The following is a 24669-nucleotide window of genomic DNA, read 5'->3' as shown; positions in this document are numbered from 1 at the left end:
CCGGCCGCCAGGGGATGCCGATCCCCACCGGCAGACCCCTGCGGTGCCGGCGAACCGGCCCCGGCGGATGGCCCCCCTGCCATCCCAACCGATGATGCGTCAAAAGGCGCGGTGGGCGAAAGCGCGAAGTGCGACGGGTTGATGACTGTTTCCCGCCCGGCGGGTGCGGCTCAGACGCTGTCGGACTGGCTGCGGCGCGGCGCCACGGCAACCGCCGCGGCAAAAACCAGGCCGATCAACGCCCAGAGATGCGCCTCGCCATTCTCGGGCCCTTCGCCGATGGCGACCGCAAGCGCGCCGCCGCCGATCATCAGCGCCAGCAGCGCCTCTTCGATCTTCAGCCGCAGCCGCGGTGTGCGCGCGCGGCCGGCCACCGGCATCAGCGCATCCACCGCCCAGCCGATCGCCGGGATCAGGAAGGTGACGATCGGGAAGTCCCGATAGCGCGGGTCGAGGGCGAGACCGATCATGGCGATGGCGACGGCCACCGCTGCCAGACCCTTGAGCAGGCCGAGGCGCAGCCCGCGGGGGCCGTCGCCCGCGCCCAGCCAGTCGATGCCGAGCGGGCGGCGCAGCGCGCGCAGCACCTCGATCACCGGGGCCGGCTGGATCCGGGCTTCGGCCGGCCCGGCCCAGCGGCGCGCCAGCACCACGGCGGTGACCGCCGAGACCAGCCAGAGGCCGATGCCGATCGCCCATTCCACCGGGCCGCGATTGACCAGCGACAGATGATCGATCGAGAGCAGCAGCGTGGCGCCGGCCAGCTGGGCGGCGGTGACCGCCGATACCCAGCCCGCGATTTCGCGGCCCAGATGCTCGTCGATTTCGTGATCGGGGATCCGCCGGCCGGCGGCGATCATCAGCAGGCCGGCAACCAGGATGCCGCCGGCCGCCAGCCAGTGCCAGTTCGGCATCTCGACCACCGGGCCGGTCAGCGGGAATTTCTGCTCGCGATATTCGTCGACCAGGCCCCAATGGCCGCCGACCGTGCCTTCCTGCACCCGTTTCCAGGGCTGGTCGAACGCCTCGATCAGGTTGTAATCGACGCCCAGATTGCGGGCGAGGGGGATGAAGTCGCGGATGAAGCTCGCCTGATTGACCAGGCTCGGCACCGCAGGGCCGCGGGTGCGGCCTTCGCTGGGCCAGCCGGTCTCGCCGATCATGATCGGCTTGTTCGGGAAGGCGGCCTTGACCTCGTCGATGATCCGGCGGAGATGCGCCATGGCATCGTCGATCGAGACGGGCTCGTCTTCCCAATAGGGCAGGATATGGACGGTGACGAAATCGACCTCGTCGGCGAGGTCGCGATTCTTCATCCAGAATTCCCAGACATCGGCATAGGTCACCGGCTTGTCGGTGCGCGCCTTCACCTCGCGGATCAGCTTGCGCAGGTTCTCCGGCGACTGTTCCCGGCGCAGCAGCACCTCGTTGCCGACGATGACCGCCTTGACCGCCTGCGGATTGCGCGCGACGACGTCGAGCGCCGCGTCGATCTCCATCTGGTTGTTCTGGGGATTGGCGCCGATCCAGATGCCCTGGAGCACGCTCATGCCCAGCTGGGCGGCCTGCACCGACACCTCTTCCAGCCCCTGGCGGGCGGAATAGAGCCGCACGCAGTCGGTGACCGATTTCAGGATCGCCATGTCCTCGGCGATCTGCTCGGGCGGGGCCACGAAGCTTTCGTTATGGGGCGTCTGGCGGCCCCGGAAGGGGGCATAGGAGGTGCAGGCGACGTGAGCGTTGGGAACGTCCGGCAGCTCCACGGGCGCATTCGCCCATGACCAGAAGCCCCAGGCGATCGCGGCGGTGACGACAAAGGCGACCAGTCCGATCAGGCGCGACGACATCGCTCGGCAGTTCTCCTAAAGGGCGGGGGCAGGACCGACCATGCGCCCCGACCGAACATCGTTAGCCGAAACCGGGTGTCTTGTCAGCCTTCCGTGTGTGACGCGGCATCGGCGAGCGCGCCTTCCAGCCGCGCCCATTCGCCGGGGCGGCCGTGCGCGTCGTCTTCGGCCGGGATGCCGAAGCGCAGCCAGCCGGCCTGGGCCGGGAGGGTGACGGGGCCCGGCCAGTCGCGGATCAGGATGCCGTGGCGGGTGGCGATCCGGTCCAGGATCGCCGCCGCCCGCGCCCGGCTGCCGGCATCGACGGTGACGAAAAGATCGGTCTGGCCAACCGGGACAAGGCCTCTGCGATGAAGCAGGCGCGAGAGCCGGTCGGCCCCTGCGGCGAGGCGGGCCCGGGTCCCGGTGATCCAGGCCGTGTCGTCATAGGCGCGTGCGGCCACCGCAAGTGCCGGGCCCGAGACGGCCCAGGGGCCCAGATGATCGGTCATGCGCAGGGCGGTTGCCGGATCCGCGATCGCAACACCCAGCCGCAACCCCGCGAGACCGAAGAATTTTCCGAAAGAGCGCAGCACCACCAGCCCGGGCCCGGCCAGATCGGCGACCGAGGCATCGGGCGTGATCTCGGCGAAGGCCTCGTCGACCACCAGCCGGCCGCCGCGATCGGCCATCAGCCGCGCCAGCCGGCGCAGCTCGTCGCGGCCGGTCACCCGGCCGTCGGGATTGTTGGGGTTGACGATCAGCACGGTGTCGATACCGGGTGCCGTCAGCCGGTCGGGATCGGTTTCGACCATAACGGCATGGCCGGCGCGTTCCCAGGCAGGCCCGTGCTCGTTATAGGTGGGGCCGAGCACGGCGACCCGACCCCGGGGCACGGCGAAGGGCAGGGCCTGGATCAGCGCCTGCGATCCCGGGCCGGCACAGAGATGGTCGGGGCCGGGGGCGCGGTAGAAGCGGGCGGCGGCATCGAGGCAGGGGCCGATCAGGTCGCCATCGGGCAGCCGCGTCCAGGCATCGGCCGGGATATCTCTTGGATCAAAGGGATAGGGGTCGCGGTTGATGCCGGTGCTGAGATCGATCCAGGGCCTGGGCGCCGCGGGATGGCTGGCCGCCATGGCTGCAAGCCGGCCGCCGTGATCGCGGTGCGCGGCGGTCATGGCAGCACCGGCCGGGCTGCGGCCGCGAACAGGGCCTCGATGTCGAGTGCCGCTTCCAGATGGTCGGCGAGGGCATCGAGGGCGGCCTCGACCGACGCCTCATAGTCGACCGGCACCGGCCGGCGGCCGGTCAGCGCCTCGATCAGGGCGGCGCGATAGCCGTCGGCGCCGAACAGGCCGTGGAGATAGCAGCCGGCGACCCGGCCGTCATGGCCGGTGGCGCCGTCGGGGCGGCCGTCGGCCAGACGCAGCATCGGCCGCGCCGTGCCGGGGCCGGTGGTGACACCGACATGCATTTCATAGCCGCGCACGGCCGCGCCGGTGGTGATCTCCGTACCCGTGGTCTCGATCAGCGCCTTGTCGCCGCCGAGCCGGGTTTCGACGTCGAGCAGGCCGAGGCCCGGCACAGCGCCCGCCGGCCCCTCGATGCCGTCCGGATCCTCGATCACCCGGCCCAGCATCTGATAGCCGCCGCAGATGCCGATCACCCGGCCGCCGCGGCGGACATGGGCGGCAAGGTCGACATCCCAGCCCTGGGCGCGGAAGAAGGCGAGATCGGCGATCGTCGCCTTGCTGCCGGGCAGCACGATCAGATCGGCCACCGGCAGGGGCTGGCCGGGCGGCACCATGGTCAGCGCCACCTGCGGTTCCAGCTTCAGCGGATCCAGATCGTCGAAATTGGCGATGCGGGCGAACATCGGCACGGCGATCTTCAGGCCCCCGGGCCCCGGATCGCGCGGCGTGTCCAGCGCCACCGCATCTTCGGCCGGCAGCCGCGCCGCGGCGGGCAGCCAGGGCACCACCCCGAAACTCTTCCAGCCGGTGCGGGTCTCGATTTCAGTCAGGCCGCCGTCGAACAGGCGGACATCGCCGCGAAACCGGTTGATGATGAAGCCCTTGATCAGCGACAGCTCATCTTCCGGCAGAAGCGCATGGCTGCCGACCATCTGGGCGATCACCCCGCCGCGATCGATGTCGCCCACCAGCACCACCGGCGCCCTGACGCGGGTCGCGAAGCCCATATTGGCGATGTCGCCGGCGCGCAGATTGACCTCCGAGACCGAGCCCGCGCCTTCAATCAGCACCAGATCGGACCGGGCGGCGAGACGGGCGAAGCTTTCCAGCACCTTCGGCATCAGCCGGTCGCGCCAGCCCCGATATTCGGCGGCGCGCGCCGTGCCGGCCATGCGGCCCTGCACCACCACCTGTGCGCCGATATCGGTCTGCGGCTTCAGCAAGACCGGGTTCATGTCGACCGAAAGCGGCACGCCGGCGGCACGGGCCTGCAGTGCCTGGGCGCGGCCGATTTCGCCGCCATCGGCGGTGACGGCGGCATTGTTCGACATGTTCTGCGGCTTGAACGGCAGCGCCTTCAGCCCGCGGCGCACCGCGATGCGGGCAAGCCCCGCCACCAGCAGCGATTTGCCGACGTCGGATCCCGTGCCCATCACCATCAGGCAGCTTGCCATCGGCGGCGTCTCCCAATGTCAGAAGGCGACCCGCAGGCCGAGATAGAGGCTTCGACCAGGGGTGGCGTAGCCGTCCACTTCCTGATAGTCCACGTCGAAGACGTTGTCGAGCCGGGCATAGGCGGTGACCGCGTCGGTCAGGCGGTGGTCGCCATTGATCCCCATGATGGTATAGCGGCGGATCTTGGTCGGCCGGCTGGCGGAATTGACCTGGGCGCCGACATGGGATGCCTCGATGCCGATCCGGGTGCCGTCCAGCGGATAGACATCGGCGGCGGCGAACAGGGTGTGGCGCGGACGGCGCGGCAGGGCCGCGCCGGTCTCCAGATCCGTCGTCTCGAGATAGGTATAGGCCGCCTGAAGCGTAAGCCAGTCGGCCGGCACCGCCTTCGCCGTCGCCTCCAGCCCCTCGGTGCGGGCGCGGGCGGTGTTGCGGTAGCGGCTGGCGGCGGAATCGAAGCTCAGCATATTGCGGATGTCGTTACGGAACCAGGTCAGCCCCAGGGTCAGCGCGTCGTCGACGAGGCGCTGTTCGATGCCGATATCCCAGCCCCGGCTTTTCTCCACCTCCAGATCCGCATCGCCATAGGTCGGGTGATAGAGCTGGTAGAGCGACGGCGCCTTGGAGCCGGTGCCCCAGCTGCCGCGCAGCGTGGTGCCGGTGCCAGGCACGATCCAGGCGCCGGTGAAGCGCCAGGTGGTGTGGGCGCCGAAGGCCGAATGATCGTCGCGGCGGACACCGGCGGTCAGATAGAGCTGGTCCCAGAGCCCGGCCCGGTACTGGCCGAAGATCGCGGTGGTATCGGCATCGGCCGAGAGCGTGTTGATCACCGGATCACCGGCCGCCTTCGCATCGCCGATCGAGGCGGCCTCGTGCTCGCGCGAGAGGCCGATGGTGGCCACGTCGTCATGGCCGTCGACGGTGATGTCGGTCTGATTCTCGATCCCGGTCCGCCGGCCGTCGAAATCGGTGCGGACCGAAAAGCGCGAGGTCGGGTCCTTCGAACTGCGGTCGAGCCGCGAGCCCGAGAGGGTGGTGCGGTTTTCAACCCGGCCGTCGAACAGGGTAGCGATGGCGGTCACCCGGCCGCTCAGGCTGTCGGCCTCGTTCTCGCCCGGTGCCTCGGGCTTACGCGACGGGTCGAAATCGGCCGAGGTGCGGGCGGCCGTGCCGGTGGCCTCGATCGCGAACTGGTCGCTCAGGGTCAGCCCGCCGCTGAGGCCGATCTGTGTGCCGGTGAAACCGTCATCCTCGCGCCCGCCTTCCAGGCGCGAAAACCCCTCGGTGCGGAAGTCGACGATGGAGACGGCGCCGTCCCAGCCTTCGCCGGCACCGCGCAGCGCCGCCGAATGCCGCCGGCTGCGATAGGCACCGTATTCCGCCGAGGCATCGCCCTCGACGCCGGTGCCGCCATTGCGCAGGCCGCGACGGGTGACGATGTTGACCACCCCGCCCATGGCATCGGCGCCGTAAAGCGCGCTCTGCGGGCCGCGCAGCACCTCGATCCGGTCGACATCGTCGGCGAGCAGCCGGCCGAGATCGAAGGCCCCGCTGGCGCTGGCCGGGTCGTTCACCTCCACCCCGTCGATCAGGATCTTGGTCTGGCTGTCATCGGTGCCGCGCAGCCTGAGATTGGTCGCGGCACCGGGGCCGCCGGTGCGGCTGAACGACACGCCGGGCGCGCGGCGCAGCGCATCGACCACGAAGACGGTGCCGGCACGGCGCAGCTCCTCGCCGTCGATCACCGTGACCGAACTGCCGACGGTGGCGGGGTCGACGGCCGTGCGGGTGGCGGTCACCACCAGCGGTGTCAGGGTCTGACGGGTTTTTTCGTCATCGGCGAATGCCGGGACGGCACCGGTGGTGGCGGCAAGGGCGGTGCCGAGCAGAAACAGGCGGACGGCGGCGGTCATGGGTCTGGCGTGGTCCCGCGATGGCTGGCGCACCGACGCGAACGGGATGGCCGGCACCTGTCCGGATCTCCCTGCCGCCGGTCATGCCCGCCCGACGACCGCGCGATACGCGGGGTGGCGACGGCAGGTCTCCTGGCTCGCGGGTCCAGGCCCGGACCCCCGGCCTTCCCGGCCTGTTACCGCCAGTGGCTGTCATGGGGGTGGGCTCACCGCCTACAGTTGCGGGTACAGCCGCGGCCTGGGCGCCCTGGCGCCGCACCGCGTTCCCTCTTCGCCGGCCGCCTTTCCGGGGAAAGGCGGCACGGAACCGTCGCCCCGCACCATAAAGACCGGGATGCCCCGGGGCAAGCGGCACGAAAGAAGGGCGCCATCCTCGCGGGGGGAGGATGGCGCCCGAAGTGATCAGGCAGGGAGACGTTCGGGAGGAAACGTCGGTGGTCCAGGGGAAGACCGTCGTCAGTCAGTCATGGTCGTCGTTCACGGTCGGCCCGGATCAGCCGCCCGAGGGGGCGGTGGTGGGGGCGGGGGTGGTGCTCATCGGCTGGGCGCCGGTGGCGGCATCAGCATCGCTCTTCACGGCTTCCTGCGACTTGAAGGCCGGCATCTGCTCCAGCTGCTCGGGCGTCACCGAGGCGACCAGGGCCTGTTCGGCCGGCTCTGCCTTCAGCTGATCCCAGGGCACCATCACTTCCTTGGCACCGAAGCCCAGCACGCCGCCATAGGCGAGCACCGCATGGGTGATCTGACCGTCGGTGCCGAAGATCACGCCCTGAAGCTCGGCAACTTCCTCACCATCCGGGGTCCGGACGACGGTGTCGCTGGAGAGCAGGGTATCCGAGGGCTGCGGATCCTCGGCCTCGGCCGTGTCACCACCGCTGGCCGGCGGGGTTGCGGGCATCGCACCCGACGGGGCCGCCGCGCTGCCGGCACCCATACCGCTACCGGCCGGGGCCTGCTGTTCCGTGGGGGCCGCACCCGGCGAGGCGGCCTGTGCCAGTGCGCTGCCGGCCGCGAGGGGGACGGCGCCCAGACCGACGATGATCGCAAGAGCCGAGGTCGTGCCGCGCATGGACTTGAACATGGTCAATTACTCCTGTGTTCGGCGATCCGGCAAGTTCTCTTGCCTTCTCCAATGATCTGGGAACTTGAGCGAAAATTGTTAAGTGCTGCGCTGTGGCATAATCATGTGAGGTTTGGTCTTCGAATACTGGTAGAAGATGATGAAGCAGCCCCCGGCTGTGAGCGGGCGATGTCAGAAGGGCCGGATCGGGCCTCCCCCGTGTCGGCATGGTGTCGCGGCCGTGCTTGACGCAGGCCGCGGCGCGTCGCAGGCTCCGGCGCAGGAGGGACGACGGCTGCCCGCAACCCCCGCGGGGCCGAATTTCTGCGCAGGAGATCTGCCGATGCGTATGGACGTTCTGGGACTGGCCGGTGCCGCGGTGATCGCGGTGGGCATTGCCGCCGGCGGCTGGCTGGTCGGCCAGGGTGTGGTCGAGGCGCGGCTCGGCAACCGCACCGTCCAGGTGAAGGGCCTGGCGGAGCGTGAGGTGAAGGCCGACCTGGCGGTCTGGTCGCTGCGCTATGTCGCTTCCGGCAACGATCTGAACGAGGTGCTGGGCCAGCTGAAACGCGATACCGAGACGGTGAAGCGCTTCTTCACCGATGCCGGCCTGCCGGCCGAGACGATCGAGATGCTGAGCCTGGAGGTGACCGACCAGAACGCGCAGCTCTATCGCTCGGGCCCGGTCGAGGTGCGTTATATCGTGGCGCAGACGGTGTCGGTGCGGACCACCGATGTCGACAAGGTTGAGGCCGCATCGCAGAAGGTGGGCGATCTGGTCGAGGCCGGGGTGGTGCTGTCCAACGACATGGGCGCCTGGGGCAGCGGCCCGTCTTATATCTTCACGAAGCTCAACGATCTGAAGCCCGGGATGATCGCCGAGGCGACCGCCAATGCCCGCGACGGTGCCGCGCAGTTCGCGACCGACAGCGGCAGCCATGTCGGCGCGATCCGCAATGCCTCTCAGGGGCTGTTCCAGATTCTGCCCGCCACCGACATCCCGAACATGCCCGAGAACCGCCAGGTGACGAAGACGGTGCGGGTGGTGACGACCATCGACTTCTTCCTGGAAGACTGACCCCCGCCTTGACGTCGGACGCGCCCCTGCCTGATTTCTCACTGCCCGACCGGATCGCCCGTGCGATCCGGTCGCTGCCCGTGGCGGAGCTTGCCCGCCCGATCCGCGAGGCCCTCCATCAGGGCCGCGATCTGGTGATCGAGGCGCCGCCGGGTGCCGGCAAGACCACCGCGGTGCCGCTGCTGCTGCTGGATGCCCCCTGGGCGGCAGAGGGGCGCATCCTGATGCTGGAGCCGCGCCGGCTGGCGGCACGCGCCTCGGCGGCACGGATGGCCGCGATGCTGGGCGAGGCGGTGGGGGAGACGGTGGGCTACCGGGTCCGGCTGGACCAGAAGGTCGGCCCCCGGACCCGGATCGAAGTGGTGACCGAGGGCATCTTCACCCGCCGCATCCAGGGCGACCCTGAGCTTCAGGGCGTGGCGGCGGTGATTTTCGACGAAATTCACGAACGCAGCCTGGACGGCGATCTGGGCCTGGCGCTGGCGCTGGAGGCGAAACAGGCCCTGCGCCCCGATCTGCGGCTGATCGCCATGTCGGCGACTCTGGATGCCGAACGGGTGGCGGCGCTGATCGGTGGGGCCGAACGGCTGCGGGCCGAGGGCCGGATGTTCCCGGTGACGGTGATCCATGACGACCGCCGGCCGGAGCTGCGCGACCTGGCCCCCGCCATGGCGGGGGCGGTGCGGCGGATGCTGGCGGCGGAGCCGGGCGACATCCTGGCCTTTCTGCCGGGGGCCGGAGAGATTGCGCGCACCGCCGAACTTCTGGCCGGCGCCGGCGGGCCCGCGGTCGATATCCTGCCGCTGGCGGGTGAGCTGACCGCCGAGGCGCAGGACCGGGCGATCCGGCCTTCGGCGCCCGGGCGGCGCAAGGTGGTGCTGGCGACCGCGATCGCCGAGACCAGCCTGACGATCGAAGGCGTGCGCGTGGTGATCGATGGCGGCTTCGCCCGCCGGCCGCGTTTCGACCCGTCGACCGGCATGAGCCGGCTGGAGACGATGCGGGTGTCGCGCGCCGAGGCCGAGCAGCGCCGCGGCCGCGCCGGCCGTGTCGCCGAAGGGATCTGCCTGAGGCTGTGGCCCGAGGCGGAGACCCGCGCCCTGGCGGGCTTTGCCGCCCCGCAGATCACCGTCGACGACCCGGCGCCGCTGGCGCTGGAACTGGCGGTCTGGGGCGTGGACGATACCCGCGCCCTGGCCTTTGCCGACCATCCCCCGGCGGCCGCCTGGGGCCAGGCGCGGGAGCTGCTGGGCCGTCTGGGGGCGCTGGACGAGGCCGGGCGCGTGACCGGCCATGGCCGGGCGATGGCCGAGCTGGGCCTGCATCCGCGGCTTGCCCATCTGGCGATCGAGGGGGCCAGGCGGGGGGCCGGGCGAGAGGCGGCGCGCCTGGCCCAGATCCTGGCCGAACGCGACCCGTTCAAGCGCGCCCGCGCCGATGCCGATCTTGCCCGGCGCTTGACCCTGGTGGCGGAAGGCCGCGACCCGATGGGCGGTGCCGATGGGGCGGTGGTCGACCGTGGCACGCTTGCCCGGCTGCGCGATGGTGCCCGGGCGCTGGAGCGGCGACTGCCGAAGCCGCAGGTGCCGGATGGGGCGGAACCGCCCTCGCTTGGCCAGCTGGTGGCGCTGGCCTATCCCGAACGGCTGGCGCAGGCGCGCGGGCGCGATGCGGTGTTCCGGCTGATGGGCGGCGGCGGTGTCGCGCTCGACCCTCTGGACCCGCTGGCGGCGGAAGACTGGCTTGCGGTCGCAACGACCGGCGGTGGTGTCCAGGGTGGGGGGGGCGCGCAGGGTGGGGGCGACGTTCGCGCCTTTCTCGCCGCCCGGATCACCCCGGCTGAGATCGTGGAGAGCTTTGCCGACGAGATCCGCACGGTGGACCGGGTGGAATTCGACCAGCGATCCGGCGGCCTGGTGGCGGCACGCGAACGGCGGCTGGGCCAGCTGGTCATCGATGCGAAGCCGCTGGCGAAGCTTGCGCCCGAGCATCATGCCGCGGCGGTGGCCGAAGGGGTGCGCGGGCTGGGCCTCGATCGGCTGGACTGGAGCGAGGCGGCGAAGGCGCTGAGGGCCCGTATCGCCTTCCTGGCCCGGATCGACGGGCCCGGGGCCGGCTGGCCGGATGTGTCGGATGACGGCCTGCTGGCGAGGCTCGACGACTGGCTGGGGCCGGATCTGGGGCGGGTGCGGCGGCTGGACGATCTTGCCCGGATCGACCTCAAGGGCGCGCTGCTCAGGCTGCTGGACTGGCGCCAGCGCAGCCGGCTGGATCAGGCGGCGCCGGAGCGGGTGACCGTACCGTCGGGCCGCAGCCATGCGGTGGACTATGCGAGCGATCCGCCGGTGCTGGCGGTGAAGCTGCAGGAGATGTTCGGCGCGGCCGAAGGCCCGCGGGTCGCCGACGGCCGGGTGGCGCTGCTGGTCCACCTGCTGTCGCCGGCGGGCCGGCCGGTCCAGGTGACCGCCGACCTCGCCGGCTTCTGGACCGGCAGCTACGCCCAGGTCAGGTCGGAGCTGCGCGGCCGCTATCCCAAACATCCCTGGCCCGAGGATCCGACCGGTGCGGTCGCGACCCATCGGGCCAAGCCGCGCGGCAGCTGAGCCGCGCGCGACCCGGGACGGATCAGCCCTTGGCCGGCCGGGGCACCACCGGCGCGCCCGCGGCCTTCCAGCCGCCGAAGCCGCCTTCCAGATGGGCGACGGGTTCAAGCCCCATCTGCTGCAGGGTGTCGGCGGCCAGCGCCGAACGCCAGGCGCCGCCGCAATAGAGCACGAAGCTCTTGCCCGAGGCGAAGACCGGCTTGTGATAGGGGCTTTCGGGGTCGACCCAGAATTCCAGCATGCCGCGCGGGGCGTGGAAGGCACCGGGGATCATGCCCTCGCGCTCCAGCTCGCGGACGTCGCGGATGTCGACGAACAGGGTGTCCGGGTCGTCGAGCAGGGTTTTGGCCTCGTCGATCGGGATGGTGCGGATGCGGGCGGTCGCCTCGTCCACCATCTGCTTCACGGTCTTCTTCAGCGCCATCGGGGGATCTCCTGGTGTTTCCGTGCCCGCAGCATAGCCCGTCCATGCCCGGCCGGGCTTCGATAAACCGACGGGCGGTGCTAAGGTCCGGGGATCCTGCATCCGGATGCCGCCGATGAAACCCCTGCCGCCCTTCCGATCGATCGAGGCCTTTGCCGCCGCCGTGGAGCTGCGGAGCCTGACCGCGGCCGCCGAGGCGCTGGGGCTGTCGCTGCCCGCACTCAGCAGGCGGATCCGAATCCTGGAAGAGCATCTGGGCGCGCCGCTGCTGGAGCGGCTGCCGCGCGGCGTGGTGCCGACCGCCCGGGGGGCCGCCTATGCCGCCGAGCTGCTGCCGGCGCTCGATGCCCTGCGCCAGGCGACCGAGCGGGCGCGTCAGGCCGATCGCCGGGCGGTCAGGATCAGCCTGATCCCGACCCTTGCGATGACCTGGCTGCTGCCGCGGCTGCCGGGCTTTCAGGTGGCCCATCCGGGCATCCGGCTTGATCTGCACGGCTCGGCCGACTGCGTCGAGCCCGGCGCCGGTGTCGCCGATCTGGCGCTTCGCCTGGGCGAGGGCGGCTGGCCGGGGGTGATGCGGGTGGCGTCGATGCCGCTGCATCTGGTGGTGGTGGCGAGCCCCGATCTGCCTTTGGGCCAGCCGCAGGATCTGCTGCATCTGCCGCTGCTGGGCCCCGCCCACCGGCCCGAATTCTGGCCCGAATGGGCGCGGGCGATCGGCATCGACCCCGCCCTGTTGCCGCCGGTGCGGGGCTTCGACAGCCTGCAGATGCTGTATGAAGCGGCAGCCCATGGGCTGGGTGTGGCCATCGCGCTGGATCACCTGGTGCGGCCCTGGATCGAGAGCGGGCGACTGGTGGCGCCGCTGGATCATCGGGTGGCGAGTTCGCGCGGCATCCATCTGCTGACCGCCAGCCGGCCGGCACCGCCGGTGCGGGTGGTGCGCGACTGGTTACGGGCGGAAATGACGCGCAGCGCCGCCTGAGCGGCCGGGCGCCTTCAGCTTTCCGGAAGGCCCGCGGCCGCAAAGCGAATTGTGGCGACATATGGCGGGGCCCAGGATCGGCAGGCCGTGACCACCTGCCCGGGAGCCCCCGCCATGGACGCCACCGATCTCTGTTTTCTGGACGCGACCGCGCTCGCCGCGATGATCCATGCCCGCGAGGTCTCGCCGGTCGAGGTGGTCGCGGCCCATCTGGAGCGGATCGCGCGGGTCGATCCGCTGCTGGGGGCCGCCGTCGAGGTCATGGCCGAGGCGGCCGGCGCCGCCGCCCGTGCCGCCGAGGCGGCGGTGATGGTGGGGGAGGCGGCAGGGCCGCTCCACGGCGTGCCGTTCTCGATCAAGGATTGCATCGACACCGCAGGCGTACCGACCCGGCGCGGCTCCAGGCTGTTTGCCGACCGGGTGCCCGGCCGTGATGCGACCGTGGTGGCGCGGCTGAAGGCCGCGGGTGCCATTCCGCTGATCAAGACCAATCTGCCCGAATTCTCGTACTGGACCGAGACCGACAACCCGTTGTCGGGGCCGACCCGCAACCCCTGGGACAGGCGCCGCATCCCCGGCGGATCGAGCGGCGGCGAAGCGGCGGCGATCGCGGCCGGGCTGTCGCCGCTGGGGCTGGGCAGCGATGTGGCGATCTCGGTACGCGGGCCCGCGGCGATGACCGGCATCCTGGCGCTGAAGGCGACCCATGGCCGGATCCCCGTCACCGGTCACTGGCCGGGGCTTCGGCGCTGGTGGCATGTCGGACCGATGGCGCGCAGTGTCCGCGACCTCGCGCTGGCGCTCGATCTGCTGGCGGGGCCGGATGGTGCCGACGGCTATGCGGCACGGGCGGCACCCCTGGCACGCGGCGACGCCAGCAGCCTGCGGATCGGCTGGATGGCGGCAGAGGGCTTCGGGCCGGTGGATCCCGAAATCGTCGCCGCGGTCGCCCTGGCCGCCGAAGCCCTGGCCGCGGCCGGACACCGGGTGGCGCCCGCCGGCATTCCGGCGCTGGCGGAGCACGACTGGACGGCGGCGAGTGCGGTGCTGCACGCGCCCGAGATCGGCCCGCTCTTCCGGGCGGTGGTCGGCGGGCGAATGGACGAGGTGCATCCGGTGATCCGTCATGTCATCACCCGGCCCGAGCCGTCGCTGGCGGATTACGTCGCCGCGGAACAGGCGGTGCAGGGGCTGCGGGATGACTTTGCCGGCTGGTTCGGGGCCCATGATCTGCTGCTCTGCCCGGTGTTGCCGGTGACGGCACCCTATCCGGGGCAGGTCGGGTACGAGGTGGCGGGGGCAAAGGTCCCGGCCCGCCATGTGATGCGCGCCACCGTGCCCTTCAATCTGACCGGCCTGCCGGCCTTGTCGCTGCCGTTCGGGTTGAGCCGCGAAGGCTTGCCGATCGGCGTGCAACTGGTGGCCCCCTGGTGGCGGGAAGACCGGCTGCTTGCGGCGGGCCGGCAGCTGGAAGCCTTAAGCCCGATGCGAAACCGGCGGCCGCCGCTCTGACGGGGCCGAAATCCCTGGACCGGCCGTCACCGCTCTGGACGTCACCCCCACCTCCGGTGTAGGAATGCAAGTCATTCGCACTTGCGGAATGGCATGTGCGGGACGGCACCATGGACCGAGGGAGCGACAGATGGTGGGCAAGACGGGCAGGCTGGGCGGCATGCTGCTGGGGGGCGTTCTGCTCGCCTCCGGTTCGGCGCTGGCGGCGACGGGCGGTGACGCCCGCGCGGTGGTGACCAATTACGCGAACATCGCCGAGGCGGCCTATGGCGACAGCCTGACCGCGGCGAAGACGTTGCAGACGGCCGTGAAGGCCTTCATCGCCAAGCCCGGCCCCGAGACGCTGGCGGCGGCGAAGGCCGCCTGGATCGCGGCCAATGTGCCCTATAAGCAGACCGAGGCCTTCCGCTTCGGCAATGCCATCGTCGACGAGTGGGAGGGGCAGGTGAATGCCTGGCCGCTCGACGAGGGCCTGATCGACTATGTCGACAGCTCGTATATGGGTGCCGAGGGTAATGCGGCGGCGGCGCTGAACGTGATCGCCAACAAGAGCTTCACGCTTTCGGGCAAGACGGTCGACGCCTCGAAGATCACCCCCGACCTGCTGCGCACGCTGCACGAGGCGGAAGGCGAGGAGGCGAACGTCGCCACCGGCTATCACGCCATCGAATTCCTGCTCTGGGGCCAGGATCTGAACGGCACCGGCCCGGGCGCCGGCAACCGCCCCTGGACCGATTACGACACCGCCAACTGCACCGGCGGCAATTGCGACCGTCGCGCCGCCTATCTTCAGGCGGCGACCGACCTGCTGGTCGAGGATCTGTCGTGGATGGCCGCCCAGTGGGGCAAGGATGGCGAGGCGCGCAAGGCGCTGGCCGATGTCAGCCCCGAAGCCGGCCTCAGCACCATGTTCACCGGCCTCGGCAGCCTGTCCTATGGCGAGCTGGCGGGCGAGCGCATGAAGCTGGGCCTGCTGCTCAACGACCCGGAAGAGGAGCATGACTGCTTCTCGGACAACACCCACAACTCTCACTATTACGACGCCGTGGGCATGTGGAACGTCTATACCGGCCATTATGTCCGCATCGACGGCTCGGTGGTCGAGGGACCGTCGCTGTCGTCGCTGGTGGCCGCGGCGGACCAGAAGGTCGATGCCGATGTCCGCGCCCATATGGCGGCGACGCTGGCGGCGCTGGGCTCGGTGAAGGCGACGGCCGAGGCCGGCACCCATTACGACCAGCTGCTCGCCCCCGGCAATGATGCCGGCGCGGCGCTGCTGAACACCGCCATCGACGCCCTGGTTCAGCAGACCCGCTCGATCGAGCGCGCGGTGACGGCGCTGAAGCTGGAGCCGGTGGCGATCGAGGGGTCGGACAGCCTGGACCAGCCGACGGCCGTGTTCAAGTAAGCGACCCACGTCCAGCCAGACGGCCGGCGGCGCTTTGCGTCGCCGGCCATTGGCGTTCAGGGACAGAGGCAGGTTTGGGGAGCAGGCAGGGGTGGTGAGGACCGGACTGGTCGCTCTGGCGGTGCTGGCCGGGGTGGCCGTGGCGAGCGATGCATCGGCAGGGGATGCAATTCCGTCCGATGTGCTGGAACAGCCCGACCCGCATCTGAACCAGGTGCCGCGCACGGCGGCAGAACGTGCCCGCATCCTGACGGTCGTGGAACCGACCCGCGATTTTACCCGGCCGGAAGATTACGAGCTGAACATGGGGGGGGCGGCCACGACGCGGGCGGCCGTCAATCGCGATGTCTTCTCGCAGTTCTCGGCCAACATGCCCTTTGCGCATGAGATGGACTTCAAGCTCGGCAACGGGCTGTTCCGCAAATTCTGGGTCTCCTCGCCATCCTCGACCAAGGCCTCCGACGGGCTGGGGCCGCTGTTCAATGCCCGGTCCTGCCAGAGCTGCCATGTCAAGGACGGCCGCGGCCATCCGCCGGCAAACCCCGACGATGACCGCATCTCGATGTTCCTGCGGCTGTCGATCCCGGCCGATACCGACGAGATGAAGGCGGCCATCGCCAGCCACCGGCTGATGGTGGTGCCGGAACCGGTCTACGGCACCCAGCTTCAGGACATGTCGATCCAGGGCATTCCGGCCGAGGGCCGGATGGAGATCACCTATGACGAGATCCCGGTCGAGCTGGCGGGCGGCGAGGTGGTGCATCTGCGCCGGCCGCGCTATGCCATCGCCGACCCGGCCTATGGGCCGCTCCATCCCGAGGTGATGCTCTCCCCCCGCGTGGCGCCGCCGATGATCGGGCTGGGGCTGCTGGAGGCGATTCCGGCCGAGGACATCCTGGCCCTCGCCGACCCTGACGATGCCGATGGCGACGGCATTTCCGGCCGGCCCAATTTCGCCTGGAGCCCGGAATACGGCCGGGTGATGCTGGGCCGCTTCGGCTGGAAGGCCGGTACCCCCACCGTGCATCAGCAATCGGCCGATGCCTTCGCCGGCGATATGGGTATCTCCAACCCGCTGCATCCGGCGGGCTATGGCGACTGCACCGCTGCCCAGACCGCCTGCCGCGCCGCCCCGGACGGGGGAGACGCGCCCGGGACCGACGGGCTAGAGATCGATGCCGCGGCGTTGGATCTGGTCAGCTTCTATGCCCGCAATCTGGCTGTGCCGGCGCGGCGCGACCTGGACGATCCCGTCGTGCTGCGCGGCAAGCAGCTGTTTGTCGAGGCGAATTGCATCGCCTGCCACCGGCCGAAATTCGTCACCGCGCGGTTGAAGGACCGCCCGGAACAGAGTTTCCAGCTGATCTGGCCCTATAGCGACCTGCTGCTCCACGACATGGGGCCGGGCCTGGCCGATGGCCGGCCCGAAGGCATGGCCGACGGCCGCGAATGGCGCACCGCGCCGCTCTGGGGTATAGGTCTGACGGCAAGCGTTGCCGAACCGGCCAGCTATCTCCACGACGGCCGGGCGCGCAGCCTGCTGGAGGCCGTGCTCTGGCACGGCGGTGAGGCGGAGGCCGCGAAACAGGCGGTGGTCGCCCTGCCGAAATCCGATCGTGATGCCCTGATCCGCTTCCTGGAGTCGCTCTGATGCGCCGCCCGATCCTGTTCGCCACGCTGGCCGCCGTGCTTGCCGCCACTCCGACACTGTCTGCTGCCATGGCGGCAGACACACCGGCCGCGGCAACGGCCGAGGCGGCCGGTCCGGACCATGCGGCGCTGACCGCACGCGCGCTGGACGGCTATATCCGCCCCGAATTCGACCGCTTCGTGGCGGCGACCCGGGCGCTTGCCGACAAGGCCGAGACCGACCAGAGCCCCGAGGCGCTGCTGCCGCTCTATGACGCCGCCTATGACGCCTGGATGCGGATCTGGTTCTTCCGCTTCGGTCCGCTGGAGGAAGAGGGCCGGCGCTTCCGGCTGGAATTCTGGCCCGAGCGCAGCGGCATCGCCTATCGGGCGATCGGCGCCCTGGTCAAGGCGAAGAACCCGATCGTCGACGATCCGGAGGCCTTTGCCGGCGCCTCGGCCGGGGCGCAGAACCTGGTGTCGATGGAACGGCTGCTGCGCCCGCGCGAGCCGGTGCCCGCCGCCGGCACGCCTGCGGCCGAGTATCGCAACCGGCTGATCCGGGCGGTGGCCCGCAATCTGGCCCGGATGGCGGTCTCGGCGCGCGAGGGCTGGGAAGGACCGGAAGGGGCGGCACATGTGCTGACCACGGCCGGCGACGACGAGAACCAGATCTATCTCTCGGCCGACGAGACCACCTTCGCCTTCTTCAACGCCTTCCACGGGGCATTGCAGGAGCTGGAGGAACTGCGCCTGGCGGCCATCACCGCGGATCAGACCGGCGGCAGCCCGCGGGCTGCGCACGAGCGGGCGGGCGCGTCGCTTGAGAACATCCGCGCCGGCATCGGCGGGCTGATCGATTTCGAACGGGTGGTCTTCGCCCCGGCGGCCGGCGATCAGGTGGCGCAGGTCGACATGGCCGCGGCGCTGGAGAAAGCGGCTGCGGCCGCGGATGCGGCCCTGGCCCGCGGCCCGGGCGATGCCGAGGCGATGAAGGCGCTGAAGACCGCGCTTGCCGCCGCCCGCCGGCTGGCGGTGGCCGAACTCGCCCCGGCGCTGGGCGTGCGGGTCGGCTTCAATTCCTTCGACGGCGATTGAGGGGGGAGAGGGATCATGACCGGCACCATCACCCGCCGCACCATGCTGCGCGGCCTAGGGCTGGCCGCGGGGGCCGCCGCCGTGCTCAGGCCCGATCATGCGCTCTGGGCGGCGCCGGGCGCCCCTGACTTCCTGGCGGCGGCGAAACACACCGATGGGACCCATGCGCTTCACGGGCTGATGCGGAGCGGCGAAATCCGCTTCACCATCCCGCTCGGCCAGCGGGGCCATGGCGGCGTCGTCCACCCCGCCCGGCCCGAGGCGGTGGCCGTTGCCCGCCGGCCCGGCCGCGAAGCCGTGGTGGTGGACTGTGCCGCAGGGCGGGAGCGGCTGCGCTTCACCCCGCCCGAGGGCCGGGTGTTTTATGGCCATGGCGCTTTCTCGGCCGATGGCCGGACCTTCTTCACGCCCGAGAATGATTACGAGGGCGCGCGCGGCCGGATCGGCATCTGGGATGTGGAGGCAGGCTATACGCGGCTGGGAGAGGTGTCGTCGGGCGGGGTCGGCCCGCACGAAATCCGGCTTGAAGCCGGCGGCGCCACCCTGCTGGTCGCCAATGGCGGCAATGCCACCCATCCCGACATGGGCCGCGAGGTGCTGAACCCCGGCACCATGCAGCCCAATCTGACCCGGATCCGCGTCGCGGACGGGGCCGTGATCGATGCGGTGGAGAACGAGCCGGCGCTGCGCATGAACAGCATCCGCCATCTCGCCACCCGTCCCGACGGGCTGGGCGCGGCGGTGATGCAGTGGCAGGGCGACGGCCATGAACGCCCGCCGCTGATGATGCTCCATCGGATGGGCGAGGCCGTGCGGCTGCTCGCGGCCCCCGAGCCTGCCCATGCGGCGATGCGCAATTATGCCGGCTCGGTCGCCTTCAACCGCAGCGGCGATCTGGTGGCGATGACCTCACCGGTCGGCGGGCGGCTGCAGGTGTTCGAAACCGATACCGGCCGCTTCCGCGCGGCGCTGGTGGCCGCCGATATCTGCGGCCTGGCGGCGGATCCGGATGGCGAGGGCTTCATTGCCACCGACGGCCGCGGCCGGGTGCTGGCGGTGGTGGCCGATCCGGCGGCGGAAGCGGGCTTCCGGCTGAAGCTGCGCGCCACGCATCCGGTGGCTTGGGATAATCATATCGTGGTGCTCTAGGAGAGCACGGGCATATCGTGGTGCTCTAAGAGCACGGGCATACAGCCGTGCTCCAGGAGCACGCGGCCCGGCCGTCGGGGAGGCGGACCGGGCCGGCCTGCGGTCAGGCGATCTGCTTCAGGCGGATCACCTCGAACTTCGCGATGCCCTTCAGCGCCCGGCCCAGGGCGCGGAAATGGTCGGACTTGCCATGGGCGACGGTGGCCGCCTCGTCGGTCCATTCCTCGAGCATCACGAAGCGATGGTCGTTGGTGACGTCGACATGCAGGTCATAGCGATGGCAGCCATCCTCGGCGCGGCTGGGACCCGTGCATTCGGCCAGGGCGGCGCGCACGGTCTCGGCATGGCCGGGCTCGGCGGTGATGATCGCGGTGATGACCAGATTGGGGGTCATGGGAACGTTTCCTCCGGTGTGTTCTGGTTGGCGGCTCAGACTACAGCAATCCGTAACTTGACGCGACGGATTGCTGGTCTTCACGCTATTTCACCGTTTCGATCAATGTTTGAATGACGACTTGTCAGAGCCGGCGTGCCATCGCATCGATCGCCTCGGCCAGATCTCCGGGCTCATCGACCAGGCCATCGGCTCCGGCGCTCTCCAGCTCCTCGCGTCCGCCATAGCCCCAGAGCACACCCAGCGCCCTGACCTTGTTGGCATGGGCGCCCGAGATGTCGTAGCGCCGGTCGCCGACCATGATCGCGCGGGCGGGATCGATCCCTTCGCCCGCGATCGCCCGGGCGATCACCTCGGGTTTTTCGCCGCCGGTATCGTCGGCATTGGCGCCATAGGTGCCGGCGAACAGCCCCATCAGCCCATGGCGTTCCAGGATCATCCGCGCGGCGGGCAGGGCCTTGGAGGTGGTCAGAACCAGCCGCCGGCCCTCGGCGCCGAAGCGGTCCAGCACCTCGCGGATGCCGGGGAAGAGCGGGCTTTCCGCCAGCACCAGCTCGTCATGGTGGCGCTGAAACACGGCAACGCCTTCCGCCACCCGGTCGTCGCCATGCCGGCCCAGCAGCAGTGCCATGGTGTCGGTCAGCGGCGGCCCGATCGTCCAGCCCAGATCCTCGGTCCGATCCGCCGGATGGCCCATTTCCTCCATGGTCATATGGATGCAGCGGACCACGGCGTCGTGGGAATCGATCAGCGTGCCGTCCATGTCGAGCAGGACGGTGATATCGGCAGGTGCAGCCAAGACGGATACTCCGGACATTCGCGAACCGGTGGCCGGTTCTGGTTCTGAGGTGCGGCGGTCCCGCAACGCAGCATCGCCCGCACATCCGAGTTCTACGCCCCACGGCCCCGGGGGACACGTGAAAAAAATGCGGCCCTCCCGTTCGGGGAGGGCCGCATTGCAGAATTGCAGGAGGATCCGGATCAGGCCTTGCCGGCCATCTCGCGCAGCATGCGGACGATGCCCGAGAAGTCGGCGCCGCCCTGGCCGGCGTCGGAGTACTGCTGGTAGAGGGCTGCGGCGGCGGCGCCCAAGGGCGTCGCGGCGCCCGAGGAGCCGGCGGCGTCCTGGGCGAGCTTCAGGTCCTTCAGCATCATGTCGACCGCAAAGCCCGGCTTGTAGTCGTTATTGGCCGGCGAGGTCGGCACCGGGCCCGGGACCGGGCAATAGGTGGTGAGCGACCAGCACTGGCCCGAGGCGGTCGACGAGATGTCGAACAGGGTCTGGTGCTCGACGCCCAGCTTTTCGGCCAGCGCAAAGGCCTCGCAGACGCCGATCATCGAGATGCCGAGCAGCATGTTGTTGCAGATCTTGGCCGCCTGACCGTTGCCGGCGCCGCCGGCATGGACGATCTTCTTGCCCATCTTCTGCAGGTAAGGTTCGGCCGCGGCGAAGGCGGCCCCGGTGCCGCCGACCATGAAGGTCAGCGTGCCGGCGGCCGCGCCGCCGACGCCGCCCGAGACCGGTGCGTCGACCATCGGCCGGCCGGCGGCTTCGGCGGCCGCGATCACCTCGCGCGCGCTGTCGACGTCGATGGTGGAGCAGTCGATGAAGAGGGTGCCGGGGCGCGAGGCGGCGATGATGCCCGCATCGCCCAGATACACGCCCTTCACATGGCGCCCGGCGGGCAGCATCGAGACCACCACGTCGACATCCGTCGCGGCCGCGACGGCGCTGTCCGCCTTGCTGCCGCCGGCATCGACGATGCGCTGCACCGCCTCGTCGGAGAGGTCGAAGCCCTTCACCGCATGGCCGGCCTTGAGCAGGTTGAGCGCCATGGGGCCGCCCATATTGCCGAGGCCGATGAAACCGATGGTCGCCATCTTCGGAACGTCTCCCTGAAGTCGTCGATCTTGTGTGATCGGGTCGATCTTGTCTGATCTTTAAGGTCGTGCAGCCTGTGGTCGCGCCGGTCCGGTGCGGGCCAGGCTCAATCGATCGCCATGCCCTGAAGCAGGCGGCGGGCGATGATCACACGCATGATCTCGTTGGTGCCTTCCAGGATCTGGTGGACCCGGGCGTCGCGCAGATAGCGTTCGATCGGATAGTCCATCAGATAGCCATAGCCGCCATGCAGCTGCAGCGCCTCGTTGCAGATCCGGAAGCCCGCATCGGTGGCGAAACGCTTGGCCGATGCACAGATCGCGGTCTTTTCGGGGTGCTGGCTGTCCAGCGACCAGGCGGCGCGGCGGATCATCAGCCGGGCGGCCTCGAGCTCCGTCATCATGTCGGCCAGGCGGAACTGGGTGGCCTGGAACTCGGCCAGTGCCTTGCCGAACTGCTGGCGACCCTGAACGTATTCCCGCGCGGCGTCCAGCGAGGCGCGTGCGGCACCGATCGAACAGGCGCCGATATTGATGCGGCCGCCATCCAGCCCCATCATCGCGATCTTGAAGCCGTCGCCCTCTTCGCCGAGGCGATTTTCCACCGGCACGCGGCAGTCTTCGAAGATCACCGCCGCCGTCGGCTGGCTGTTCCAGCCCAGCTTGCGCTCGTTGGCGCCGAAGGACAGGCCGGGCGTGTCCTTTTCGACCACGAGGGTGGAAATGCCCTTCGGGCCGTCGCCGCCGGTGCGGACCATCACGACATAGATGTCGGAGCGGCCGCCGCCCGAGATGAAGGCTTTGGAGCCGTTGAGGACATAGTGGTCGCCGTCGCGCACCGCCCGGGTGCGGAGCGAGGCCGCATCGGAGCCCGCGCCGGGTTCCGTCAGGCAGTAGCTGGCGAAATGCTCCATGGAGCACAGCTTCGGCAGGAAGCGGTTGCGCTGCTCGTCATTGCCGAAGCGGTCGATCATCCACGCGGCCATGTTGTGGATGGAGATATAGGCCGCCGTCGAGGTGCAGCCGGCGGCCAGCTCCTCGAAGATGATCGCGGCGTCGAGGCGGGCAAGGCCCGAGCCGCCGACGTCGTCGCGGACATAGATGCCGCCGAAACCGAGGGCGGCCGCCTCGCGCAGCTCCGCCTCGGGAAAGATCTTCTTCGCGTCCCACTCCGCGGCCCCGGGGGCCAGCCGGTCGGTCGCGAAACCGCGGGCCATCTCCTGGAAGGCGCGCTGGTCTTCGGTCAGGGAGAAATCCACGGATGTCACCTCCACGATCTTATTGCACCCCACCGCCCCGCGATCCGGAAGATCCGGTCCGCGAGGCGGTGCGGCGAAAGCCGGACGCGACGGGCGATCAGCCCATGGTCGGGATGTGGAAGTCCGCACCCGAGCGGATGCCGGTCGGCCAGCGGCTGGTCATGGTCTTGATCTTGGTGAAGAACCGCACGCCCTCGGGGCCATGCTGGTTGGTGTCACCGAAGGCCGAGTTCTTCCAGCCGCCGAAGGTGTGGAAGGCCACCGGCACCGGGATCGGCACGTTCACGCCGACCATGCCGACCTGGACGTTGCGGGCAAACTCGCGGGCGGTGTCGCCGTCGCGGGTGAAGATCGACACGCCGTTGCCGAATTCGTGATCGGTGGGCAGGGCCGCCGCCTCGTCGAACGACTTCGCACGCACGATGCTGAGCACCGGGCCGAAGATCTCTTCCTTGTAGATGCGCATCTCAGGGGTGACGCGGTCGAACAGGCAGCCACCCATGTAGAAGCCGTTCTCGTAGCCCTGGATGTTGACCTCGCGGCCGTCCACGACCAGCTCGGCGCCTTCCTGCACGCCCAGATCCACATAGCCGCGGACCTTGCGCAGGTGGTCGCCCGAAACCAGCGGGCCGAAATCGCCGTCGGCCATCGAGGGGCCGAACTTGAGGTTCTGGACCCGCGGAACCAGGCGCTCGCGGAGGGCTTCCGCGGTCGCCTCGCCCACCGGCACCGCCACCGAGATCGCCATGCAGCGCTCGCCGGCCGAGCCGAAGCCGGCACCGATCAGCGCGTCGGCCGCCTGGTCGAGGTCGGCGTCGGGCATGATGATCATGTGGTTCTTGGCGCCGCCCATGGCCTGGACGCGCTTGCCGTGCGCCGCACCGGTCGCATAGACGTACTTCGCGATCGGGGTCGAGCCCACGAAGCTGATCGCCGGCACGCGCGGATCGGTCAGGATGGTGTCGACCGCTTCCTTGCCGCCGTTGACGACGTTCAGAACGCCGGCCGGCGCGCCCGCTTCCATCATCAGCTCGGCCAGACGCATCGGGACCGAGGGGTCCTTCTCCGACGGCTTCAGCACGAAGGTGTTGCCGCAGGCGATCGCCACCGCGAACATCCACATCGGCACCATGGCCGGGAAGTTGAACGGCGTGATGCCGGCGCAGACGCCCAGCGCCTGACGCATCGAATAGACGTCGATGCCGCGGGCGACGTTCTCGGAATACTCGCCCTTCAGCAGGTGCGGGATGCCGCAGGCGAAATCGACCACGTCGAGGCCGCGGGTGACGTCACCCTTGGCGTCGGTGAAGGTCTTGCCATGCTCGCTGGACAGCAGCTCGGCGAGGCTGTCCATGTTCTGCTCGACGAGCTGCTTGAACTTGAACATCACCTTGGCACGGGCCATGGGCGAGGTGTTCGACCAGATCGGGAAGGCTTCCGCCGCATTGGCGATGCCGGCCTCGACCTCGGCCTTGGTCGCCAGCGCGACCTTCGCCGACAGCTCACCGGTCGACGGATTGAACACGTCGCCGAAATTGCCGCTGGTGCCCTCGACGATCTTGCCGCCGATAAAGTGATGGATCTGCTTGACCATCCCGCGTTTCCCCAACGTTGCGAGGGTGTAGGACCGAGCCCGTTCCCCGGCTTGAACGGGGGGTGAGGCTTTCGGGCCCGCACCGCCCTGATTGTGACGCCGCCGGTAACCCGGACAATCTCTGTCCGGACGGCTTGGTGACGCTACGATAACGATGTAAAACTGCACGGCCAGCCCAAAACGCGCAGAGGCCGTCTGCGCGGATGCA

Annotated in this window: 19 protein-coding genes and 1 riboswitch; of the genes, 8 read left to right on the top strand and 11 right to left on the bottom strand. The window is 69.9% G+C overall.

Annotation, left to right across the window (positions count from 1 at the left end; all coding sequences use genetic code 11):
- Nucleotides 1–170: 170 nt before the first annotated feature.
- The 5 genes from WI697_RS07020 to WI697_RS07000 form a co-directional block, all read right to left on the bottom strand.
- On the bottom strand, nt 171–1847 hold the full coding sequence (locus tag WI697_RS07020; protein ID WP_345957946.1) for a glycoside hydrolase family 17 protein: 1677 nt from the start codon (nt 1845–1847) through the stop codon (nt 171–173).
- 83 nt (nt 1848–1930) lie between these two features.
- Nucleotides 1931–3004: a threonine-phosphate decarboxylase CobD gene (gene cobD / locus WI697_RS07015; protein WP_345957945.1), complete on the bottom strand. Its 1074-nt coding sequence runs from the start codon at nt 3002–3004 to the stop codon at nt 1931–1933.
- A complete protein-coding gene (locus WI697_RS07010; RefSeq protein WP_345957944.1) occupies nt 3001–4473 on the bottom strand; it encodes a cobyric acid synthase in 1473 nt (490 codons plus the stop codon). Before WI697_RS07010 ends, cobD begins: the two co-directional genes overlap by 4 nt.
- An 18-nt stretch (nt 4474–4491) precedes the next feature.
- On the bottom strand, nt 4492–6387 hold the full coding sequence (locus WI697_RS07005) for a TonB-dependent receptor plug domain-containing protein (protein WP_345957943.1): 1896 nt from the start codon (nt 6385–6387) through the stop codon (nt 4492–4494).
- A 105-nt stretch (nt 6388–6492) separates the two neighbouring features.
- Nucleotides 6493–6714: riboswitch (cobalamin riboswitch) on the bottom strand.
- A 166-nt stretch (nt 6715–6880) separates the two neighbouring features.
- Nucleotides 6881–7468 (bottom strand): PRC-barrel domain-containing protein, encoded by a 588-nt coding sequence (locus WI697_RS07000; RefSeq protein WP_345957942.1) that lies wholly within the window; start codon nt 7466–7468, stop codon nt 6881–6883.
- A 322-nt stretch (nt 7469–7790) separates the two neighbouring features.
- Here WI697_RS07000 and WI697_RS06995 point away from each other — a divergent pair, with 322 nt between their 5' ends.
- On the top strand, nt 7791–8525 hold the full coding sequence (locus WI697_RS06995) for an SIMPL domain-containing protein (RefSeq protein WP_296711796.1): 735 nt from the start codon (nt 7791–7793) through the stop codon (nt 8523–8525).
- A gap of 8 nt (nt 8526–8533) precedes the next feature.
- Nucleotides 8534–11128, top strand: a complete 2595-nt coding sequence (gene hrpB, locus WI697_RS06990; protein WP_345957941.1) for an ATP-dependent helicase HrpB — start codon at nt 8534–8536, stop codon at nt 11126–11128.
- 22 nt (nt 11129–11150) lie between these two features.
- On the opposite strand, the gene WI697_RS06985 is transcribed toward hrpB, so the two are convergent.
- Nucleotides 11151–11552, bottom strand: coding sequence for a rhodanese-like domain-containing protein (locus tag WI697_RS06985; RefSeq protein ID WP_062761001.1), 402 nt, complete (start codon nt 11550–11552; stop codon nt 11151–11153).
- 115 nt (nt 11553–11667) lie between these two features.
- Between WI697_RS06985 and WI697_RS06980 the strand changes: the two genes are divergently transcribed.
- The 6 genes from WI697_RS06980 to WI697_RS06955 all read left to right on the top strand — a co-directional run bounded on the left by WI697_RS06980 (nt 11668) and on the right by WI697_RS06955 (nt 19333).
- A complete protein-coding gene (locus tag WI697_RS06980) occupies nt 11668–12537 on the top strand; it encodes a LysR substrate-binding domain-containing protein (protein WP_345957940.1) in 870 nt (289 codons plus the stop codon).
- Between the two features lie 114 nt (nt 12538–12651).
- Nucleotides 12652–14049 (top strand): amidase, encoded by a 1398-nt coding sequence (locus tag WI697_RS06975; RefSeq protein WP_345957939.1) that lies wholly within the window; start codon nt 12652–12654, stop codon nt 14047–14049.
- 130 nt (nt 14050–14179) lie between these two features.
- Nucleotides 14180–15457, top strand: a complete 1278-nt coding sequence (locus WI697_RS06970) for an imelysin family protein (protein WP_345957938.1) — start codon at nt 14180–14182, stop codon at nt 15455–15457.
- A 139-nt stretch (nt 15458–15596) separates the two neighbouring features.
- Nucleotides 15597–17108: a di-heme oxidoreductase family protein gene (locus tag WI697_RS06965; protein WP_345958106.1), complete on the top strand. Its 1512-nt coding sequence runs from the start codon at nt 15597–15599 to the stop codon at nt 17106–17108.
- On the top strand, nt 17108–18184 hold the full coding sequence (locus WI697_RS06960; RefSeq protein ID WP_345957937.1) for an imelysin family protein: 1077 nt from the start codon (nt 17108–17110) through the stop codon (nt 18182–18184). The genes WI697_RS06965 and WI697_RS06960 overlap by 1 nt, the downstream gene beginning before the upstream one ends.
- Before the next feature lie 15 nt (nt 18185–18199).
- Nucleotides 18200–19333 carry a DUF1513 domain-containing protein gene (locus tag WI697_RS06955; RefSeq protein WP_345957936.1) on the top strand — a complete coding sequence of 378 codons (1134 nt, stop codon included), beginning with the start codon at nt 18200–18202 and terminating at the stop codon, nt 19331–19333.
- Between the two features lie 103 nt (nt 19334–19436).
- On the opposite strand, the gene WI697_RS06950 is transcribed toward WI697_RS06955, so the two are convergent.
- The 5 genes from WI697_RS06950 to WI697_RS06930 form a co-directional block, all read right to left on the bottom strand.
- On the bottom strand, nt 19437–19727 hold the full coding sequence (locus tag WI697_RS06950; protein ID WP_014744887.1) for a putative quinol monooxygenase: 291 nt from the start codon (nt 19725–19727) through the stop codon (nt 19437–19439).
- A 124-nt stretch (nt 19728–19851) separates the two neighbouring features.
- Nucleotides 19852–20526: an HAD family hydrolase gene (locus WI697_RS06945; RefSeq protein WP_345957935.1), complete on the bottom strand. Its 675-nt coding sequence runs from the start codon at nt 20524–20526 to the stop codon at nt 19852–19854.
- Nucleotides 20527–20708: 182 nt separating this feature from the next.
- Nucleotides 20709–21608 carry a 3-hydroxyisobutyrate dehydrogenase gene (gene mmsB / locus WI697_RS06940; protein WP_014744889.1) on the bottom strand — a complete coding sequence of 300 codons (900 nt, stop codon included), beginning with the start codon at nt 21606–21608 and terminating at the stop codon, nt 20709–20711.
- 107 nt (nt 21609–21715) lie between these two features.
- Nucleotides 21716–22867, bottom strand: coding sequence for an isobutyryl-CoA dehydrogenase (locus tag WI697_RS06935; RefSeq protein ID WP_345957934.1), 1152 nt, complete (start codon nt 22865–22867; stop codon nt 21716–21718).
- 97 nt (nt 22868–22964) lie between these two features.
- On the bottom strand, nt 22965–24461 hold the full coding sequence (locus WI697_RS06930) for a CoA-acylating methylmalonate-semialdehyde dehydrogenase (RefSeq protein ID WP_062760986.1): 1497 nt from the start codon (nt 24459–24461) through the stop codon (nt 22965–22967).
- Nucleotides 24462–24669: the final 208 nt, after the last annotated feature.

The organism is Tistrella mobilis (assembly GCF_039634785.1).
GTDB classification, from domain to species: Bacteria; Pseudomonadota; Alphaproteobacteria; order Tistrellales; family Tistrellaceae; genus Tistrella; species Tistrella mobilis.
The sequence above is the reverse complement of the archived record's forward strand: the minus strand, read 5'-3'. Positions and strand labels throughout refer to the sequence as shown.

Bases quoted from the DNA above. Each gene is read 5' to 3' on its own strand.
- WI697_RS07020 (WP_345957946.1), bottom strand. From the start codon at position 1,847: ATGTCGTCGCGCCTGATCGGACTGGTCGCCTTTGTCGTCACCGCCGCG.
- cobD (WP_345957945.1), bottom strand. From the start codon at position 3,004: ATGACCGCCGCGCACCGCGATCACGGCGGCCGGCTTGCAGCCATGGCG.
- WI697_RS07010 (WP_345957944.1), bottom strand. From the start codon at position 4,473: ATGGCAAGCTGCCTGATGGTGATGGGCACGGGATCCGACGTCGGCAAA.
- WI697_RS07005 (WP_345957943.1), bottom strand. From the start codon at position 6,387: ATGACCGCCGCCGTCCGCCTGTTTCTGCTCGGCACCGCCCTTGCCGCC.
- WI697_RS07000 (WP_345957942.1), bottom strand. From the start codon at position 7,468: ATGTTCAAGTCCATGCGCGGCACGACCTCGGCTCTTGCGATCATCGTC.
- WI697_RS06995 (WP_296711796.1), top strand. From the start codon at position 7,791: ATGCGTATGGACGTTCTGGGACTGGCCGGTGCCGCGGTGATCGCGGTG.
- WI697_RS06985 (WP_062761001.1), bottom strand. From the start codon at position 11,552: ATGGCGCTGAAGAAGACCGTGAAGCAGATGGTGGACGAGGCGACCGCC.
- WI697_RS06980 (WP_345957940.1), top strand. From the start codon at position 11,668: ATGAAACCCCTGCCGCCCTTCCGATCGATCGAGGCCTTTGCCGCCGCC.
- WI697_RS06975 (WP_345957939.1), top strand. From the start codon at position 12,652: ATGGACGCCACCGATCTCTGTTTTCTGGACGCGACCGCGCTCGCCGCG.
- WI697_RS06970 (WP_345957938.1), top strand. From the start codon at position 14,180: ATGGTGGGCAAGACGGGCAGGCTGGGCGGCATGCTGCTGGGGGGCGTT.
- WI697_RS06960 (WP_345957937.1), top strand. From the start codon at position 17,108: ATGCGCCGCCCGATCCTGTTCGCCACGCTGGCCGCCGTGCTTGCCGCC.
- WI697_RS06955 (WP_345957936.1), top strand. From the start codon at position 18,200: ATGACCGGCACCATCACCCGCCGCACCATGCTGCGCGGCCTAGGGCTG.
- WI697_RS06950 (WP_014744887.1), bottom strand. From the start codon at position 19,727: ATGACCCCCAATCTGGTCATCACCGCGATCATCACCGCCGAGCCCGGC.
- mmsB (WP_014744889.1), bottom strand. From the start codon at position 21,608: ATGGCGACCATCGGTTTCATCGGCCTCGGCAATATGGGCGGCCCCATG.
- WI697_RS06930 (WP_062760986.1), bottom strand. From the start codon at position 24,461: ATGGTCAAGCAGATCCATCACTTTATCGGCGGCAAGATCGTCGAGGGC.